This window comes from Microbacterium trichothecenolyticum (genome assembly GCF_000956465.1).
In the GTDB taxonomy this organism is placed as follows: domain Bacteria; phylum Actinomycetota; class Actinomycetes; order Actinomycetales; family Microbacteriaceae; genus Microbacterium; species Microbacterium trichothecenolyticum.
In genome coordinates this window covers 31,626-47,549 of sequence record NZ_JYJA01000039.1, presented here as the reverse complement: position 1 = coordinate 47,549, position 15,924 = coordinate 31,626, and the positions used below count along the sequence as shown (strand labels likewise).

General features: G+C 70.2%; 12 protein-coding genes. 9 read left to right on the top strand and 3 right to left on the bottom strand.

Going from position 1 to position 15,924, the window contains the following annotated elements; genetic code table 11:
• Window positions 1-56: 56 nt before the first annotated feature.
• Window positions 57-1,025, bottom strand: coding sequence for a hypothetical protein (locus RS82_RS15895; RefSeq protein ID WP_045301230.1), 969 nt, complete (start codon window positions 1,023-1,025; stop codon window positions 57-59).
• Between the two features lie 99 nt (window positions 1,026-1,124).
• On the opposite strand from RS82_RS15895, the gene RS82_RS15890 reads away from it, so the two are divergent.
• Both RS82_RS15890 and corA read left to right on the top strand, forming a co-directional pair.
• On the top strand, window positions 1,125-3,758 hold the full coding sequence (locus RS82_RS15890) for a penicillin-binding protein (RefSeq protein ID WP_045301228.1): 2,634 nt from the start codon (window positions 1,125-1,127) through the stop codon (window positions 3,756-3,758).
• Between the two features lie 155 nt (window positions 3,759-3,913).
• Window positions 3,914-4,912: a magnesium/cobalt transporter CorA gene (gene corA, locus RS82_RS15885; protein WP_045301226.1), complete on the top strand. Its 999-nt coding sequence runs from the start codon at window positions 3,914-3,916 to the stop codon at window positions 4,910-4,912.
• 8 nt (window positions 4,913-4,920) lie between these two features.
• Here corA and RS82_RS15880 read toward each other — a convergent pair whose 3' ends face one another.
• Window positions 4,921-6,447, bottom strand: a complete 1,527-nt coding sequence (locus RS82_RS15880; protein WP_045301630.1) for a glycosyltransferase family 39 protein — start codon at window positions 6,445-6,447, stop codon at window positions 4,921-4,923.
• Window positions 6,448-6,656: 209 nt separating this feature from the next.
• On the opposite strand from RS82_RS15880, the gene RS82_RS15875 reads away from it, so the two are divergent.
• From RS82_RS15875 to RS82_RS15865, 3 genes are read left to right on the top strand one after another with little or no spacing between them, the layout of a single operon-like run.
• Window positions 6,657-8,111, top strand: coding sequence for an O-acetylhomoserine aminocarboxypropyltransferase/cysteine synthase family protein (locus RS82_RS15875; protein WP_084695707.1), 1,455 nt, complete (start codon window positions 6,657-6,659; stop codon window positions 8,109-8,111).
• Complete coding sequence (locus RS82_RS15870) at window positions 8,108-9,460, top strand: LLM class flavin-dependent oxidoreductase (RefSeq protein ID WP_045301224.1); 1,353 nt, start codon at window positions 8,108-8,110, stop codon at window positions 9,458-9,460. The genes RS82_RS15875 and RS82_RS15870 overlap by 4 nt, the downstream gene beginning before the upstream one ends.
• Window positions 9,461-9,485: 25 nt before the next feature.
• Entirely contained in the window at window positions 9,486-10,016 is a 531-nt protein-coding gene (locus tag RS82_RS15865) for an NADPH-dependent FMN reductase (RefSeq protein ID WP_045301222.1), read from the top strand.
• Between the two features lie 177 nt (window positions 10,017-10,193).
• Here the strand turns inward: RS82_RS15865 and RS82_RS15860 are convergent, their stop codons facing one another.
• Entirely contained in the window at window positions 10,194-11,045 is an 852-nt protein-coding gene (locus RS82_RS15860; RefSeq protein WP_045301220.1) for a nitroreductase family protein, read from the bottom strand.
• A 156-nt stretch (window positions 11,046-11,201) separates the two neighbouring features.
• Between RS82_RS15860 and RS82_RS15855 the strand changes: the two genes are divergently transcribed.
• The 4 genes from RS82_RS15855 to RS82_RS15840 are packed head-to-tail and all read left to right on the top strand — an operon-like array spanning window position 11,202 to window position 15,858.
• Window positions 11,202-13,274, top strand: coding sequence for a primary-amine oxidase (locus tag RS82_RS15855; protein WP_052676881.1), 2,073 nt, complete (start codon window positions 11,202-11,204; stop codon window positions 13,272-13,274).
• Window positions 13,275-13,329: 55 nt separating this feature from the next.
• Window positions 13,330-13,905, top strand: a complete 576-nt coding sequence (locus RS82_RS15850) for a dihydrofolate reductase family protein (RefSeq protein WP_169748716.1) — start codon at window positions 13,330-13,332, stop codon at window positions 13,903-13,905.
• The gene (locus RS82_RS15845) at window positions 13,902-14,471 is read left to right on the top strand and encodes a dihydrofolate reductase family protein (RefSeq protein ID WP_045301218.1); all 570 of its coding nucleotides are present in this window, start codon (window positions 13,902-13,904) and stop codon (window positions 14,469-14,471) included. Before RS82_RS15850 ends, RS82_RS15845 begins: the two co-directional genes overlap by 4 nt.
• On the top strand, window positions 14,413-15,858 hold the full coding sequence (locus RS82_RS15840; protein ID WP_169748715.1) for an HNH endonuclease signature motif containing protein: 1,446 nt from the start codon (window positions 14,413-14,415) through the stop codon (window positions 15,856-15,858). Before RS82_RS15845 ends, RS82_RS15840 begins: the two co-directional genes overlap by 59 nt.
• Window positions 15,859-15,924: the final 66 nt, after the last annotated feature.

The following is a 15,924-nucleotide window of genomic DNA, read 5'->3' as shown; positions in this document are numbered from 1 at the left end:
CAGTGTCGACCCGTCACGGGTGCTGCGGCGGAAGTTCGCCGAAAGCGGAAGGCGCGTCAGGACGAGGCATCCCACCAATCCAGCACCCGTGTGCCGATCAGCGTGAGCCACTTCGACGGCTCGCCCTCGGCGACGTCGACGTCGAACCAGGTGCGACCGGGCAGCGGCGTGGTCTGCAGCCAGGTGCCGTCAGGCTGTCGGGCGGCGCGCACGGCGTCGACCGCGTCCGTGAGCCGTGGGTCGGGCGGCGTGCCTTCGACCAGCGCGACATCGCGGAAATGATCGAGCGCGACCAGCGCGCTGTAGCGGTGCCGGTTGGGGTACACGAAGCGCGTGACGAACGGGCCGACGACTTCACCGGTCGTCGCACGGTTCATCAGGTGGCGCGACAGGAGGTACTCCTCGCCGCCGTGGCGGGCGGCCCGCATGCTCGTGTCACCCGTGATCCGCTCGTACGCGAGGATTCCTCGCGCCGCGTTGAGCGTCGAGTGGAACGAGGAGCGCACCGAGTCGCCCTCCTCCGCCTCGCAGTTCCAGCCGCCGTCCGCAAGACGATGCTCGGGGAACCAGGCGACCAGCCGCGAGACGTCGGCCCCGAGCCAGGCGCCGCTCGCCAGCGTGTACGAGTTGATGCAGACGTCGACCTCGCCACCCCAGTACGGCAGGTCCTCGTACTCCCACCGGCTGTTGGCGGCGAGCTTGCCGGCGGTGCCGTCGAGCACCGTCGCGTCGACGCCCCACTCGCGGAGATCCTTCAGCACCCAGGTCGTCGCCACCCACGGCTGACCAGGCTCGTCCTGTTCGGCACTGCCGAAGAAACCCGAGGGGAAGAACGCCCCTCCGGCCCACTGGCCGTCGGCATCCTGCTCTGCGAGCAGTCGCGCGCCGAATCCCTCGGTCGCCACGAGCGCACGCGTCGCCTCCCAGACATCGGGCGGAGCCCCGGCGAGATCGCGCTCCACCTGCCAGCGCAGCGCCGGGTCGGAGTCGAGCAGCCAGTCGAGCAGATCCTGATCGATGGTCATGCGGGCAGGTTAGTCGCACCTGCCGACAGTCCGCGGCGTCCACCTGGCGCATAGCTTCGTCACCAGAACCGCCCAGCCCTGCTTCCTACGCTCGTCCGCATGCCCGAATCCCGAAGACGGGCGAGCGGATTCCTCGGCGGTCTCGCCGGGCTGCTCGGCCTCAGTGCCCTGGCCGGAGTCCTGGTGGCCGCTACCGTCACCCCGGCGGTCGCCCTCACCGGCGCCGCCGCATCGCAGGCGATCACGCTGTTCGACAACCTGCCGAGCACGCTCCAGATCGACCAGCTGATGGTGCCGAGCAATTTCTACGCCACCGACCCAGACACGGGTGAGGAGCAGCTGTTGGCGCAGTTCCTCGAGCAGGACCGCACGCCGGTCACGTACGACCAGGTCTCGTCGGCGATGTACGACGCGATCCTGTCGAGCGAGGACCCGCGCTACTACGATCACGGCGGCGTCGACATCATCGGCACGACCCGGGCCGTGCTGTCGAACCTCGAGGGCGGCGGTGAGACCCAGGGCGGGTCGACCATCAGTCAGCAGTACGTCAAGAACGTCCTCGTGCAGCAGTGCGAGGCGACCGCGAAGACGCCGCAGGCCAAGTACGACTGCTGGTCCGAGGCGACCACGTCCTCCGGCACGGCGGGCATCGAGCGCAAGCTGCAGGAGATGCGGTACGCCATCGCGCTGGAGCAGACCTACTCGAAGGACGAGATCCTGCTCGGCTACCTCAACATCGCCAACTTCGGCGGCACCACGTACGGCGTCGAGGCGGCCGCGCGCTACTACTTCGGCACGACCGCAGCGAACCTGACCATCGGGCAGTCGGCGACCCTCGCCGGCATGGTGCAGAACCCCAACAGCTACCGGATCGACCGGCCGGCCGGCTCGATCACGACATCGGACGGCGCGACACTCAACAAAGCGCCGGACGGCGTCATCGAAGACGGCGCGAGGCTCGGGGCGCTCGACGCGCTGGTGACGTCGGGCGAGATCACCGAAGAGCAGAAGCTCGCCGCCGCCGATGGGTACACCTCGACGAAGGTGCGCCAGCTCTACGTGCTGAACCGCATGCTCGACGACGGCAAGATCACGCACGACGAGTACGTCGCCGCCGCGATCGAGCCGATCACCCCGGTGATCACGCCCACGGTCACCGGCTGCGCCGCCGCCGGCGGTGCGGCGTACTTCTGCGAATACGTGAAGGATGTGATCCTGAGCGACCCGGCGTTCGGTGAGACCGAGACGGACCGCCTCCAGACCCTCCAGCGCGGCGGCCTGAACGTCTACACGACCCTGGATTCGCGCGTCCAGTCCGCCGCCGAGGAGGCGATGACGCAGTACGCGCCGGCTTCGGCCACCATGCCGACCTCCAGCGGCGCGTCGACCGGACGATTCGGGTCGACCACAGTGAGCATCGAGGCATCCACCGGTCGCATCCTCGCGATCGCGCAGAACACGAGGTACGGCGAAGACGCCGCGGCCGATGACGATCCGGACTACTCGTCGCTCGTCTTCGCCGGGGACCCCTCGGTGGGCGGATCCACGGGGTTCAGCGCCGGCTCCACCTTCAAGCTGTTCACCCTGCTCGACTGGCTCGAGCAGGGGCACTCGGTGAACGAGACCCTCGACGGGCGACTGCGGGTCTTCACGCACCTCACCAACTCGTGCGACGGCGACTGGGACAACACGTCGAACACCCTCGTCAACAACTTCGGCAAGGCGTCTGGCCGCATCGGCACGCCGATGCAGTTCACGGCCGCATCGCTGAACACCGGCTACTTCGCGATGGCCGAGAAGCTCGACCTCTGCGACATCCAGAACGTGGCGGCGAAGCTCGGCGTCACGCAGAGCGACGGCACGCCGATCTCGATGGACACCCTCAGCTCGGTCATCGGAACGGCCCAGGTCTCTCCGATCGCGATGGCCGCCGCGTACGCCACCGTCGCCAACGGCGGCACCTACTGCCAGCCGCAGGCCATCGATCGCGTGACGGATGCTGCGGGCAACGAGATCGCCAAGCCCGAGCGCACGTGCAGCCAGGCCCTGGACCCGACCATCGCGGCGGCCGCCGCCTACGCGCTGCAGGGCGTGATGGCCTCCGGGGGAACGGGAGCCGCGGGCAATCCCGGCGACGGCACCCCGCTGCTCGGCAAGACCGGCACCCACGAGGCGTGGCAGACCTGGATGATCGAGTCGAGCACCAAGGTGACGACGGCGACCTGGGCCGGAAACGTGCAGGGCGGCGGCGATGTCTTCAACACCTGGAATCAGGGCACACGACTGTCGGACATCCGCTACCGCATCGGCAGGGCCGTGCAGGCCGCGGCGAACGCCGCCTACGGCGGCGATGCCTTCCCGAGTCCGGACCCGCAGCTGACCAGGACCTCGCAGGCCACCGTGCCCGACGTGACGGGGCTGAGCCTCGCGGACGCCCAGAGCCGGCTCGAGGCGGCGGGATTCGTCGCACAGGTCGGCGACACGGTCGAGTCGGACGTCACGGCCGGGCTCGTCGCGAGCCAGGACCCCGGCGCGGGCCGGGCCACCGCCGGCGCGACCGTCACGATCCATCCCAGCGCCGGCCCGGCCGCCGACCCGGGCAACGGCGAGAGCAACGCAACCGGCGGGACCGGCAACGCAGGGACGGGCAACGGGAACGGCAACGGCAGCGGCAGCGGCAACGGCAACGGGGGCGGCGGGAACAGCGGAGGCGGCACCGACGGCAGCGGCTGATCCGACGCCTCCTGACGACGGACGCGAGGCGCCGCTGGGCCCACGCGGCCGGCCTCTCCACGCGCCGGCGGCGCGTGGAGAGGCTGGGGGGACCGCTCGTCATGGAATCGTGAGGATCATTGCCCACCCAGTCACGTGCCGAGGAGAATCGCCTGATGCCCATCGTCGACAACGGCGTGTACGTCGCCGGTAAGCGGATCGAGAACCCGTCGAGCCTGGCCGAGACCTTCGAGTACACCCGTGCGCACCACGGCATGGCGTGGATCGGGCTGTTCCGCCCGACCCCGGAGGAGATCGCGCAGGTCGCCGACGAGTTCACCCTCCACCCTCTCGCGGTCGAGGACGCGCTCACCGGCCACCAGCGCGCGAAGCTGGAGCGCTACGGCGACATCCTCTTCGTCGTGCTGCGACCGGCACGCTACATCGACGAGACCGAGACGGTCGACTTCGGCGAGCTGCACGTGTTCGTCGGCCCCGACTTCATCGTGACGATCCGGCATGCCGAGTCCCCCGACCTCAGCCGGGTCCGCCGGCGCATGGAGCAGGAGCCCGAGCTGCTCGCGCTGGGACCGGAGGCCGTGCTCTACGCGATCCTCGACGAGGTCGTCGACGAGTACACGCCGGTCATCGAGGGCGTCGAGAACGACATCGACGAGATCGAGGACGCGCTGTTCGAGAACGGGGGCGTGTCCCTCTCCAAGCGCATCTACGACCTGTCGCGCGAGGTGATCATGCTCCAGCGCGCGGTCGCCCCGCTCGCCGACATGCTCGAGTCGCTGCAGCGCGGGGCGCCGAAGTACGAGGTCGACCTCGAGCTGCAGCGGTCGCTGCGCGACGTGCACGACCATGCGTTGCGCATCATCGACAAGGCTTCGGCGTTCCGCTCGATCCTCGACAACGCCCTCACGGTCAACGCGACGATCGTCACGCAGCGCCAGACCGATACCGCACTCGTCCAGAACGAGCAGGTCAAGAAGATCTCCGGCTGGGCGGCGATCCTGTTCGGCCCGACCCTCGTCGGCACCATCTACGGCATGAACTTCGAATACATGCCGGAACTGGCATGGCCGCTCGGCTACCCCATGGCGCTCGCCCTGATGGCGGCGACGAGCCTCACCCTGTACTGGGTGTTCCGCAGGCGCCACTGGCTCTGAAATAGATCTCAGCGCGTGAAGAGCAGCACCACGCTGGTGTGCAGCGTGATCCGCTCGGCCTGCCGGTAGCCGAGCGCCTCCAGGTCGGGGATCGCGGTGGAGTCGGCGTCGCCGTTCCTCGCGTACTCGACGACCCACACGCGGCTCACGCCGGCGAACCGCCCGAGGCGCGCGGTCTCGGCCACGGAGTAGACGCTCGAGTGCCAGGTCGTGCTGTCGGCGTAGGAGGTCTCGAGGGTGACGTCGGCGATTCCCGCGAACGCCGCCGGATCGGTGTCGAGTGCGAGCCGGGGACGCCGCGACGGACGCACCGAGTCGTCGAACACGATCGCGTCGCCCTGCTGGGCGTCGCGCTGGATGGTCGCCGCGATGTCGTTCCAGTCGGACTTGTTCTTCGCCCAGGGCGTGCGCTGCGCGGCCCACACCGGCATGGCCGAGACCACCACGGCGACCACGGCCAGCGCGGCGAGCGCGCTCCGCGGGACGCCGGAGCCGAAGTGCAGATCGCCCAGACGCCACACGCCGAGCGCGATGAGGATCGCGGCCGCCGGCGCGGCGATGGTGCCGTAGCGGGGGGTGTATCCGGCGACGAAGGGGCTCGCGGCCAGCAGGATCCCGGTGGGAACCACGAGCCACGCCAGCGCGACGGTCTCGAGGTCGAGCCCGGAGGGCTCGCCCTGCCGCCGCAGCCTCAGCCGGCGCCGCACCCACACGACGATCGCGAGGGCGATGAGCGTCCACGCGAGGACCGCGAAGGGCCGGGCGCTGAACCACATCTTGACCAGCACCATGATCGGGGTCACGCGGTCGCGATGCGCCAGGAACGCGATCTGCTGCCGCTGGCTGACGGCGAGCAGGATGACGGGGCTTGCGGCGATGACCGCGCCTGCCGACGCGATCATCCAGCGTTTCAGCCGGCGCCGCCCCCCATCAGCGAGCGCCAGTGCGACGCCCACGGCCAGCGTCAGCAGCGCCAGGTAGAGGAACACGTAGATCCCGATGCACAGCACGACCGCGTACACCACCCACCAGCCCCGCGAGGAGTCCGGCCGCCGGATCAGCTCCACGACGACGATCCACAGCAGCGCGGCGAGCGCCGCCGCGAACGCGTAGCCGCGGGCTTCCTCGCCCGCGTAGGTCAGGCGCGGGAGGATCGCCGTCAGGGTTCCCGCGAGCACCGCGAACCCGAGCGATCCGAACCGTCCGCACAGCCACGTCACCGCTGCGGCGCAGACCGCCACCGCGAAGGCCGACGGCAGCCTCACGACGAACGGGCTCGAGCCGAACAGGTGCACCCACGCGTGCAGGCCGAGGTAATAGGCCCCGTGCACGGCGTCGACGTGCGTGAGCATCGTGAGCAGGCTCTCGCCGGGCCGCAGCGCCGAGAGCACACTCGCCGCCTCGTCGCCCCACAGCGACGGGATCCATGAGCCGCTCGCGCTCACCACGGCCGCGAACACCCCTACCAGCACGGCGGCGAAGCCCAGGCGCCCCGGATCGGCGGTCGCTCCGCGCGGCGCGGAGGCGCGCGGCATCCGCCTCCGGGTCGCGTCCGCGCTCGCGACCCCGACCGTTCCGGATCCGTCCGCCGAGACGCCCACGGCTTCAGGTTCCGCCGGAGGCCTGTGAGCGAGGTGTGAATTCCTCGAACCCGGTCCCCGATCGGATGACGCCGCGTGTCGTCCTGGGACGCCGGATGACGGGGACACCGAGGCACGAGCAACGATGCGCCTAGCGTGACCCCATGCCCGAGAACGCCCCGCCCGCGCCCGACCCCACGGCGCCCGCCGACGACGCGTTCCGGTCAGGGGGCCTCCCTCAGGCGAGCCTCGGCTTCGCGACCCGTCAGCTGCACGCGGGCGACCGTCCGGCGGGTCCGCATCGGCCACGCGCGACCCCGATCTACCTGACGGCGGGATTCGAGTTCGAGGACTTCGACCAGGCGCACGCCAGGTTCGCCGGCACCGACGAAGGGTTCAGCTACACGCGGGTGGGCAACCCCACCAACGTCGCCGTCGAACAGCGCATCGCCGACCTCGAATCCGGTGTCGGCGCGCTCCTCGTCGCCAGCGGTCAGGCGGCCGTGACCACGGCGATCCTGTCGCTCGTCTCAGCGGGCGACCACGTACTGGCATCGTCGAGCATCTACGAGGGCACTCGCGAACTGCTGCGCGACGACCTCGCGCGCTTCGGCGTCGTCGTCGATTTCGTCGACGACCCGAACGACCTCGCGGCCTGGGGCCGCGGCATCCGTCCTCGTACGAAGCTCGTGTTCGCGGAGTCGATCCCCAATCCGAAGAACGACGTGCTCGACGTCGCCGGACTCGCCGCCGTGGCGCACCGTCACGGCGTGCCGCTGGTGGTCGACAACACGCTCGCGACGCCGTATCTGCTGCGCCCGCTCGAGCACGGCGCCGACATCGTCGTGCACTCGGCCAGCAAGTTCCTCGCGGGCCATGGCACCGTGCTCGGCGGAGTGATCGTCGACGGTGGCACGTTCGCGTGGGCCGCGCACGCCGACGCGTACCCCCAGCTCGCACGGGAGCGCGGACTGGATGGGCTCACATATGCCGAGCGGGCGCCGCGCACCGCATTCCTGGAGTTCGCCCGGCGCGTCGCGATGCGATTCGGCCCCGCGCCGTCGCCCCTCAACGCGTTCCTGATCCTGCAGGGCGTCGAGACGCTGTCGCTGCGGGTGCAGCGGCAGTCCGCGACCGCGCTGACCGTCGCCCGTTGGCTCGAGCAGCACCCCGGCGTCGGGTCGGTCGACTACAGCGGACTCGAGTCGAGCCCGCACCACGCGCTCGCCCAGCGCTACCTGCCGCACGGCCAGGGATCGGTGTTCGCCGTGACCCTCCACGGCGGCCGCGAGGCCGCGCGAGCGTTCACCGACGCGCTGCGGCTGTTCACTCGGATGACGCACCTCGGCGACGTACGGTCGCTCGTGCTGCATCCGGCCACCACCACGCACGTGCTGCGCGACGACGAGCAGCTCGCCGCACGCGGCATCGGTCCCGGCCTGCTGCGCCTGTCGATCGGCCTCGAAGACGCCGACGACCTCATCGCCGATCTCGACCACGCCCTGGCCGCCGCAGCGGCCGGCGGCCTCTCTGACGCCCGAGTCCCGGACTCGGCAGTCCCTGACACGACGGTCGCGGTCGCGGCCGCCGACCTTCTGAGCACCGTGGGAGCGTCATGACCCGTCAGCAGCACTTCGGCTGGTTCCTCTCGCGTGGATTCGGCCCGCACGGCTGGGGCCGCCCCTCCTACGAGTGGAACTACGCCTGGCAGAAGCCCGACCTCTACCAGCAGTCCGCGCGCGACCTCGAGCAGGCGGGCTTCGACTTCGTGCTCATCGAGGACGCGCTGTCGGTGGGCATCACCCCCGAGACGCTGAACCTGCGCGTGCGCAAGGCGTACGGCGGTCCGAAGCACGACCCGTGGACGCTCGCGCCGTACCTGTTCGCGGCGACGCGGCATCTCGGCGTCATCCCCACCGTGAACGCCGGCGCCTACCCGCCGTATCTCGCCGCCCGGCAGTTCGCGTCGCTGCAGCACCTGAGCTCGAGCCGCCTCGGACTCAACGTGGTCACGGACGTGGGCAGCGCGCACCACTTCGGGCTCGAGCGCCTGTCGCACGACGCCGCCTACGACCGCGCCCAGGAGTGGCTCGACGCGCTGCGCCTGCTCTGGCACAGCTGGGGCGACGGGGCGCTCATCGCCGACCCGGCGTCGCAGATCTACGCGGACGGCTCCAAGATCTCCGCCGTGCAGCACCGCGGCGAGTACTTCTCGTTCGATGGGCCGCTGAACGCCGAGCCGCTGCCGTCGGGGCCGAACGGCGAGAGCGGGGACCCGATCGTCGCGTCGCCGGGCGGATCGCCGCGCGGCATCGGCTTCGCCGGCGCGAACTCGCAGATCCAGCTGGCGCTGTCGAACCTCGATGCCGACAGCATCCGTTCGTACCGCGCTCGCGTGCACGCCGCAGCCGCAGAGAACGGCCGCGACCCCTCCGACGTCAAGGTGCTGTTCGTCTTCAAGCCCATCGTCGCGGCGAGCCGGGAGGAAGCCGATCGCATCGTCGCCGCGTCGGCATCGCCCGGCGATGGCACGCTGCGAGAGGTCGCCGAGGCGTGGTCGAGCGACCTCGAGACCGACCTGACGGTGCTCGACCTCGATCGCCCGCTGGATCCCGCGATCTTCGGCGAGCACGTCTCGAAGGGCACCATCCGGGGCCTCCAGGGAACATTCGACTCGTTCGACGGTGTGCCGCTGCGCGACATCCTCACGGGCAAGGCGCGCCTCGGCCGGGTCACCGACGTCACCGACGGCATCGGCGGAACCGTCGGCACGGCCGATGAGATCGCCGACGTCATCGAGGCGCTCGGCGAAGACGCCGACAACGACGGCGTCATCTTCTCGGGCGACCTGCACCCCGTCACGATCCACCGCGCGCTCGACGAACTCGTGCCGATCCTGCGCCGTCGCGGAATCCTGCGCTCCGAGTACGTCGACGGCGGTCTGCGCGCCAATCTGTCGGCCTTCTGAGCCCGACCTTTGAAAGGGAACGCCAATGTCATCGATCGTCGTCCTCGTCGGCAACCCGCAGCCCGCCTCGCGCACCCGGCTGGTGGCGGAGGAGGTCGCCCACCAGCTCGCCGACCGCGGCAGTGCCGTGATCGAGCCGACGATCGACTTGGCCGACGTGGCCGGCTCGCTCTTCCGCTTCCCCGACGCCGAGATCGACGCGCTGCTCGGACGGGTCGCGAGCGCCGACGTGCTCATCGTCGCGAGCCCCACCTACAAGGCGACCTACACCGGGCTGCTGAAGGCGTTCCTCGACCGCTACGGCGCGAACGGACTCGCCGGCGTGACGGCGGTGCCGCTGCTCACGATCGGCGGTCCCGGCCACGCGCTGGCGGTCGAGCACGGACTTCGCCCGCTGCTCGTCGAGCTCGGAGCATCGACCCCGACCCGCGGTATCGCGTTCCCCGCGGGCGACACCGACCGCCGCGAAGAGATCGTGGCGTCGTGGCTCGAGGGCGAATGGCCCCGACTGGCTCCCGCCCTCGGCTCGCCGGTCGAGCCGGTGCGCGTCGGCTGATCCGGTCCTGCCCGGCGTGAGTCCGCCACGCGCGAGCCGGTTCGGCCGGGCAGCGCTGCCGCGTCCGGACCCGGCGCGACACACGCGCCCGCACACCGAGTCGGTCCTCGTTGCCGCGTCCGAACCCGGAAGTGACGCGAAGGGCCGACTACGCGGGGGATGCTCTGTCGAGGCCCCTCAGTCCGACGGCAGGCCGCGCTCGGTGAGCACGCCGCGCAGGCGATCCCGGCCGTGCAGGGCGCTTCGGCTGCGCACGCGAGCGACGACGGACTCGATCCAGCCGCCCGTCCGCCCCTGGGACGCGTTGAACCCGCGGAGCGTCCGGTCGTAGACCTCGAGCGCCTCGCGATCGGCCACGCGGTACCGCTCATCGTGACGTACGACGGCCTGCGGAAGGCGCGGCTTGATCTCAGACGCGTCGTCCGCCGCGGGCTCCCCGATCGCCACGCCCACCACGGGGAACGATGCCGCGGGAAGCCCCAGAAGCTCCGCGAGTTCCCCCGGGTTGTTGCGGACTGCTCCCACGAACACCGCGCCGAGGCCGAGTGCCTCCGCCGCGACGATCGTGTTCTGCGCCGCGATGGCGGCGTCGACCGTCGCGACGAGCGTGCTGTCGAGGAAGCCGATACCCTCGGATGCCTCGCCCCGGCCCCGCGCGAGGCCCACGCCGCGTGCCCAATCGGCGACGAACACGAGGAACAGCGGAGCGTCACGGATGAACTGCTGGTCGCCGGCGAGCGTCGCGACGGCGTCCTTATGGGCCGGATCCCGCACGACGACGACGCTCCAGGACTGGAGGTTCGACGACGTCGACGCGGACTGCGCCGCGGCGACCAGGGTGTCGACCACGGCATCGTCGAGCGGCGCGCTTCCGAACGCGCGCACAGACCGATGCGCGAGGAGCAGCGGGATCACTCCCGCGTCGTCGACTCGCAGCGCGACCCCGAGGTCCGCATCGCCGTAGCGCCGATGCGCGATGAGTGCGGCATCGATGACCGCGGGGTCTGTGGTGAGGGGGATGGCGGCCATGCGCCGAGTGTCGCCCATCGGCCGCCGCCGCCTCATGTCGCACCGAAACACGCCGCAACGTGACTCCGTCGCGCCCGCAGTCACGCTTCCTGCGCACCGAGTCAAGACACCGGCGCCCGCGAGCGGAAGAGTGGGGGCGGATATGAAGGAGGCCCCATGCCTGCGCACACGCACGACGCGCCCGCCCAGCCCCACGACAACCCGGACCTCATTCCGGTGACTGCCGTGAGGAAGGCCGAGCCGCGGCATCCGCTCGATCCGCTCACCGCCGACGAGATCGAGGCGGCCCGCGGGATCCTCGTGTCGGCGGGCCTCCTCGGCGACACGGTGCGGGTGCCGATGCTGCTGCCCGACGAGCCGACCAAGGACGAGCTCGCCGCCTGGTCGCCCGGAGAGCCCTTCGACCGTCGCGTGGACGTGACGCTGATGGATGCTGCGACCGGCGCGCTCGTCGAGGCGATCGTGTCCGTCTCGCGCGGGGCGGTGGTCGCGACGCGCGAGCTCGACCCGTCGCAGGCGCCGTACGGCCAGCCGCAGTATCTGTTCGAGGAGTACGACCGCGCGGCCGAGATCGTCAAGGCCTCGCCCGAGTGGCGCGCGGCGATGACGCGCCGCGGACTCGAGGACCGGATCGAACTCGCATTCTGCTCGCCTCTCGCCCCCGGATTCGTCGGACGCGAGAACGAGGTCGGGCGCCGCGTCATCCGCTCGCTCACGTTCCTGCGCGACAGCGAGGACGACATCCCGTGGGCGCACCCCGTCGAGGGGCTCATCGTGCACGTCGACCTGGTGTCGAACGCGGTCATCGGCATCGAGGACGAAGGCGACGTGCCGGTTCCCCCGGGTAGCGGGAAGTACACCCCGGATGCCGTGGGCCCCGCCCGCACGAGCCTCAAGCCGATCGAGATCGTGCAGCCCGAGGGCCCGAGCTTCACTGTGAGCGGGTCGCGTGTGGAGTGGGAGGACTGGTCGCTGCGCGTCGACTTCAACGCGCGCGAAGGCCTCGTGCTGCACGATGTGAGATTCGACGACCGCCCGGTGCTGACCCGCGCGAGCGTGCCCGAGATGGTCGTGCCCTACGGCGACACGTCCAACACCCGCTTCTGGATCAGCTACTTCGACGCCGGCGAATACCTCCTCGGCAAGAACGCCAACCACCTCGAGCTCGGCTGCGACTGCCTCGGCGTCATCACGTACTTCGACGGCCATGTCGCCGACGACCACGGCCACCCGGTGAAGATCCCGAACGTCGTGTGCATGCACGAGGAGGACTACGGCATCCTCTGGAAGCACACCGAGCAGGGGCCGGTGGGCTCGCACGTGCGGCGGTCGCGGCGCCTGGTCGTCTCGTACTTCTCGACGATCGGCAACTACGACTATGGCTTCTACTGGTACTTCTACCTCGACGGTTCGATCCAGCTCGAGGCGAAGGCGACGGGCATCGTGTTCGTCGGCGGCGGGCACCCGGGCTCGGCCAATCCGCACGCCCCCGAGATCGCGCCGGGCGTGTTCGCGCCGGTGCACCAGCACCTGTTCTCGGCGCGCCTCGACGTCGCGATCGACGGCGAGGACAACGAGCTCGTCGAGATCGACGCCGCCCGCATCCCGATGGGCGAGGCGAACCCGTTCGGCAACGCGTTCACCTGGACCGAGACGCCGCTGCGCACCGAAGCCGAGGCCCAGCGGCTCGCCGACACCTCGGTCGCCCGGGTGTGGGAGGTGCGCAGCGCCTCGAAGACGAACTACCTCGGCAAGCCGACGGCATACCACCTGCTCCCCCAGCCCACCGCGCTGCTCATGGCCGACCCGGCCTCGTCGGTGGCCGCGCGCGCCGCCTTCGCGACGAAGCACCTGTGGGGCACCGCGTACGACCACGACGAGCGCTGGCCCGCCGGCCGGTACCCGAACGCCCACCAGGGCGGCGCGGGGCTGCCGGCCTACACGTCCGACGACCGGTCGATCGACGGCGAGGACCTCGTGCTGTGGCACACGTTCGGCCTCACCCACATCCCGCGCCCCGAGGACTGGCCCATCATGCCGGTGGACTACGCCGGGTTCTGGCTCAAGCCCTACGGCTTCCTCGACGTGAACCCCGCGATGAACGTCCCCGAGTCTTCGCAGGCGCATGCCGTCGGTCACCGGGCTGGGGGCGCCGCCGGGCCTCGGGCCGCCGGCGCGACCGCCGACGGCGGCTGCGGCATGGGCGCGGAGTGCGCCTGCGGCCGCTGACGGAGACCGGACGGCGGCTCTGGACACAAATGTGGACAGCGTATACATTGCCGTCATGTCGCAAGTAGTGCTCTACGCGTCGATGTCTCTCGATGGATTCGCCACGGGTCCCGACGACGATCTGTCCGTGCTGCACGGATGGGCCTTCGGAGACCCGACGATGGAGATGCATCCGCAGGTGGGCGGCGAGTTCCTGGGCGCCGGCGCGGTCATCTTCGGCGCCCGCACTCTACGAGCAGGGGATGCGGCCTGGGGCGACGAGGACATCTTCCCGATGCCGGTGTTCGTGCCCACGCACGAGGCGCGCGAGCCGGTGTTCAGGAATGGCTCCCTTTTCACGTTCGTGGACTCCACGGAAGATGCGCTCGCCCGGGCCATGCAGGCGGCAGGCGACCGCGATGTCTACATCATGGGCAGCCCTGACGTGGCACAGCAGCTCCTTGCAGCCGACGCGGTCGACGCGGTGGAGCTCGCGATCACGGGAGTCCTTCTCGGCTCGGGCGTCAAGCTGTTCGATCATCTTGCGAACGCGCCCATCCGACTGCAGCCGACGCGCGTGATCCCGTCCAAGGGAATCACGCACGTGAGGTACGACGTGCAGCACGACCCGGACAGGAGGGGAACGAGATGAGGCCACTTCGATATGCGATCAACGTCACACTCGACGGCTGCTGCCATCACGAGGCGGGGCTTGCCCCCGACGAGGAGTCGATGCGCTACTGGACCGCGGAGATGGCACGAGCCGACGCCCTGATCTTCGGCCGGGTCACCTACGAGATGATGGAGTCGGCGTGGCGGCAGCCGACGACGGGCACGTGGCCGGACTGGATGAGAGCGTGGGAGATCCCGTTCGCCGAGGCCATCGACCGGGCGAAGAAGTACGTCGTGTCGAGCACACTGGCCGGCGTCGACTGGAACGCCGAGTTGCTGCGAGGCGACCTGGGGCGAGCGGTTCACCGGCTGAAGCAGGAGCCAGGCAAGGGTCTCCTCGCAGGTGGCGTGACGCTCCCCCTCGCGCTGGCGGATCTGGGACTCATCGACGAGTACGTGTTCGTGGTGCAGCCGATCATCGCCGGACACGGACCGACGTTGCTCGCCGGTCTTCGCGAGCGCATCCCGCTCGAGCTCGTGGATCGCCATGACTTCCGATCGGGATCGGTCGCCCTGCGATACCGGCCGAAGCGAGCAGCGGATTGACGTGGCGGTCCGAGGCATTGTCAGATTCGAATATTTGTTCTATGATCTGGTCATGTCCGAAACGTCTCTTCCCGCCGAGAGCAGGGATGACGCGTGGGCGGATGACATCGGTGAAGAGTGCTTTCCGCCCGTGCCGGACGCGGTAGACCTGGTCCTCGAGACGGCGACGATGATGTCGGTGTTCGCGGCGCAGCGGCTGACGCGGATCGACTCGATGCGGCGCGAACTGCTTCGCGAGGCGAGTGGCCGCGGCGACGGAGTCCGGGACATCGTCGAGCGGTCGATCCGGCTCGAACTGGCAGCAGCCATGCGGGTGACGGAGTACGCTGCCGGCCGGCTCATCACTCAGGCCGAGGCGCTGGTACGCCGGTATCCCGCGGCGCTCGACGCCCTGAGTTCGGGACGGATCACCGAGAAGCACGCCGAGATCATCGCCGACCTGCTCGACGAGGCGCCGCCGGAGCTTCGCGACAGACTGCTGGAGCGAGCGATGCCGTCGGCAGAATCGGAGCCGGTGGGCACCTTTCGTCGGGCGCTGCGCGCCCTGATCGACAGCGCCCAGGCCACCACCCTGGAAGACCGTCACCAGCGTGCGCTCACGCAACGACGCATCGCCGTCGAACGTGGACAGGACGGAATGTCCGGGCTGTGGATCTTCGCGCCCGACGTGGAGATCCACGCGATCCACGGCCGGCTCACACAGATGGCGAAATCGATCCGCAAGGCCGACGGTGAGACCCGCACACTCGACCAGCTCCGCGCCGACGTTGCGACCGACCTCCTCCTCGACGGGTCTGCCGATCACCTCGCTGCGGCCGCGTCCGGCATCCGGGCGCAGGTGGTCGTCACCGTGCCGGTCCTCGCCCTTCTCGACGACGAGTTCGCCGATGCCGGTGACCCGCCCGTCGTGGAGGGCATCGGCCCGATCCCGCTGTCCAAGGCCCGCGAACTGTGCGGAGGTGACAGCCGGTGGATGCGGGTGCTCACACACCCCGAGACCGGGATGGTCCTCTCGGTCGGGCGCGACAGTTACCCGCCACCAGCCCCGTTGAAGAGACTCGTGAGATGGCGAGCCGACCGATGCATGGGCCCCGGCTGTTCGATGCCCGCTTCCCGGTGCGAGATCGACCACCAGATCCGCTGGGCCGACGACGGCGAGACGTGCCTCGACAACACCCTTCCGTTCTGCAAGGGGCACCACCTGGTGAAAGACAGCACCGACTGGCAGGTCCGGCAGATCGAGGGGTCAGGCGGAGCTGTGGCGTGGACGTCTCCGACTGGGCGTCGATACGTCGTGCAACCCGAGCGCAAAGTCCCCACCTTCACGGTGCGCCCCTCGCCCCGGCCCCACATCGACGACGGGCTCGGCACAGAAGCGCCCTTCTGAACGACGGCGGACCTCGCCGCTGTTCGACCGGGGGTGCGGCACGCCCCGAGCAGCAAGGGCGACGGA

Excerpts from the sequence above, each read along its gene's own strand:
- RS82_RS15895 (WP_045301230.1), bottom strand. The coding sequence starts at position 1,025 with ATGACCATCGATCAGGATCTGCTCGACTGGCTGCTCGACTCCGACCCG.
- RS82_RS15875 (WP_084695707.1), top strand. The coding sequence starts at position 6,657 with ATGCCCGAGAACGCCCCGCCCGCGCCCGACCCCACGGCGCCCGCCGAC.
- RS82_RS15865 (WP_045301222.1), top strand. The coding sequence starts at position 9,486 with ATGTCATCGATCGTCGTCCTCGTCGGCAACCCGCAGCCCGCCTCGCGC.
- RS82_RS15850 (WP_169748716.1), top strand. The coding sequence starts at position 13,330 with ATGTCGCAAGTAGTGCTCTACGCGTCGATGTCTCTCGATGGATTCGCC.
- RS82_RS15870 (WP_045301224.1), top strand. The coding sequence starts at position 8,108 with ATGACCCGTCAGCAGCACTTCGGCTGGTTCCTCTCGCGTGGATTCGGC.
- RS82_RS15855 (WP_052676881.1), top strand. The coding sequence starts at position 11,202 with ATGCCTGCGCACACGCACGACGCGCCCGCCCAGCCCCACGACAACCCG.
- RS82_RS15845 (WP_045301218.1), top strand. The coding sequence starts at position 13,902 with ATGAGGCCACTTCGATATGCGATCAACGTCACACTCGACGGCTGCTGC.
- RS82_RS15840 (WP_169748715.1), top strand. The coding sequence starts at position 14,413 with ATGACTTCCGATCGGGATCGGTCGCCCTGCGATACCGGCCGAAGCGAG.
- RS82_RS15880 (WP_045301630.1), bottom strand. The coding sequence starts at position 6,447 with ATGCCGCGCGCCTCCGCGCCGCGCGGAGCGACCGCCGATCCGGGGCGC.
- RS82_RS15890 (WP_045301228.1), top strand. The coding sequence starts at position 1,125 with ATGCCCGAATCCCGAAGACGGGCGAGCGGATTCCTCGGCGGTCTCGCC.
- RS82_RS15860 (WP_045301220.1), bottom strand. The coding sequence starts at position 11,045 with ATGGCCGCCATCCCCCTCACCACAGACCCCGCGGTCATCGATGCCGCA.
- corA (WP_045301226.1), top strand. The coding sequence starts at position 3,914 with ATGCCCATCGTCGACAACGGCGTGTACGTCGCCGGTAAGCGGATCGAG.